We start from the raw sequence: 1415 nt of genomic DNA on the forward strand, positions 1-1415 counted from the left end.
TGACCACCTCGCGCATATCCGTCGTGCGAGGGCGACCGCCCCGTTTCGCAGGGGGCACAAATGGCACGATCAAAGCCCATTCCCCGTCCATCATATCCGATGGATATCGCAGTCCTTCCCGGCTATGTTCACGTCGGGCAATACCAGTCCATGTCATCATTCACTCCATCTCTTCGTAAAGACGGATGAATCACAACAGGCTGGTATTGTTCAAAAACTTTCGGATCGGGCTCTAAGGTCGGATGCTGAGGGTATATGACGGAAAACAGGTGTTTTCCGTCATTTTTTTCTTGCCGGGAAAAGATAGCCACCAAGGTAGCAAAAACTGCACGACAAACCATGTCGCTTTGCATTACTGTGCGGAAACTCTTCTGATGAGGTTTGTCGTACATGCTGGTCGGTTATATGCGAGTGTCCTCAGCCGACGAACGCCAGTCAGTGGATCTCCAGCGCGATGCGCTGATCGCGGCTGGCGTCGATGCACGCCACATTCATTCCGACAAGGCCTCTGGTGCCCGCGACGATCGTCCTGGCCTCAAGACGTGCCTCGCCTGGCTCAAGGAAGGGGATACGCTGGTGGTCTGGAAACTCCGCCCGCTTCGGCAAGCCGTCACAATCACCGATAATCCTTAGCGTATATCTGTGCCCGTTTTATGTACCGACCCCTTCCTGATTTTGCCGGGGGCGCCACTCCGGCAAAATCAGTCTTTTGTCGCACGCAGCGATGTTCACTGCATAAGACAAGCATCAAGGCGCCTCATGCAACGACAAGGGGGTTACGATGCCGGCAAGAAGGTCGTCGGACGCAAGCACCATATTGCTGTCGATACGGACGGGCGCCTCTTGATGGCTCAACCTGACCCCGACCGATATCTCTGATAGTGCCGGCGCCCCGATGATCCTGGATGCGATCTGCATAAGTGAAGCATCTGTTCACCGATGGCGCCTATGATCGCCTGAAGTTGATGGACAAGGCGATTTATCTGGATTTCATCGTCGAGATCATCTGCTGCCAGCGACGCTGGGTGGTTGAGAATACTTTCGGCTGGATGACCCGTTGGCAGCGGGTCGTGCGTGATTACGAGTGTTGCGTCGACGTGTCACAGGCCATGATCTTCGTCGCCATGGGCGCCAATCTCATGCGCAGAAATGCTCATTCTTGATTTTCCAAGCAGGGTCTAAGAGCCCGATCCGAAAGTTTTTGAACAATACCAGCCTGTTGTGATTCATCCGTCTTTACGAAGAGATGGAGTGAATGATGACATGGACTGGTATTGCCCGACGTGAACATAGCCGGGAAGGACTGCGATATCCATCGGATATGATGGACGGGGAATGGGCTTTGATCGTGCCATTTGTGCCCCCTGCGAAACGGGGCGGTCGCCCTCGCACGACGGATATGCGCGAGGTGGTCA

2 protein-coding genes and 3 pseudogenes are annotated in these 1415 nt (G+C 54.5%); 3 read left to right on the plus strand and 2 right to left on the minus strand.

The features are described from left to right. Positions 1-160: pseudogene (locus CFR80_RS18140) on the minus strand (IS5/IS1182 family transposase); the annotation flags it as partial. Beyond that, a complete protein-coding gene (locus CFR80_RS19555; RefSeq protein WP_181418279.1) occupies positions 129-392 on the minus strand; it encodes a hypothetical protein in 264 nt (87 codons plus the stop codon). The gene CFR80_RS19555 and the pseudogene CFR80_RS18140, both read right to left, overlap by 32 nt. Here CFR80_RS19555 and CFR80_RS18145 point away from each other — a divergent pair. The 3 genes and pseudogenes from CFR80_RS18145 to CFR80_RS18155 all read left to right on the plus strand — a co-directional run. Beyond that, positions 391-633, plus strand: coding sequence for a recombinase family protein (locus CFR80_RS18145; protein WP_110507851.1), 243 nt, complete (start codon positions 391-393; stop codon positions 631-633). The genes CFR80_RS19555 and CFR80_RS18145 overlap by 2 nt on opposite strands. A gap of 110 nt (positions 634-743) precedes the next feature. Continuing rightward, a pseudogene (locus CFR80_RS18150) lies at positions 744-1163 on the plus strand (transposase); the annotation flags it as partial. Between the two features lie 92 nt (positions 1164-1255). After that, positions 1256-1415 (plus strand): annotated as a pseudogene (locus tag CFR80_RS18155) (IS5/IS1182 family transposase); the annotation flags it as partial.

The sequence above is a fragment of the Komagataeibacter oboediens genome, from assembly GCF_003207815.1.
GTDB lineage: Bacteria > Pseudomonadota > Alphaproteobacteria > Acetobacterales > Acetobacteraceae > Komagataeibacter > Komagataeibacter oboediens.